Origin of the sequence: Pseudoalteromonas sp. SG43-7 (genome assembly GCF_014164295.1) — a bacterium.
Lineage (GTDB): Bacteria > Pseudomonadota > Gammaproteobacteria > Enterobacterales > Alteromonadaceae > Pseudoalteromonas > Pseudoalteromonas rhizosphaerae.
On record NZ_JACJEY010000211.1, the window covers coordinates 1 to 294 of the forward strand.

The 294-nt window shown below is 39.1% G+C and carries 1 protein-coding gene; it reads left to right on the top strand.

The genetic code is table 11. The features are described 5' to 3' along the window. Window positions 1-66 precede the first annotated feature (66 nt). On the top strand, window positions 67-294 hold a 228-nt coding region (locus H5200_RS23575; RefSeq protein WP_182762915.1), incomplete at its 3' end, for a transposase.

Below are 294 nucleotides of genomic sequence, written 5' to 3' on the forward strand. Positions count from 1 at the left end.
TGTAATGGTCTAATGAAACTGGACAGGTTTATAGCGTAAAATGAGCTAAACCCAAAAGGTATCACTATGACCAGAAAATCAAAAGTAACACTCAGTGCACAACAAAAACTTGAATATGCCAAATTAATGGTAGAAGAAGGTTATACCAATAAGCAAATTGAAGAGATGTCTGGCGCAGGAAAGTCAGCAGTATCACGTTGGAAGCAACAATATCTATCTGAGCTAGATGGTAAGAGCCCGGGAAATGTACAAGCACTCACACCAGAACAGCAACGTATTCAATTGCTAGAGAAG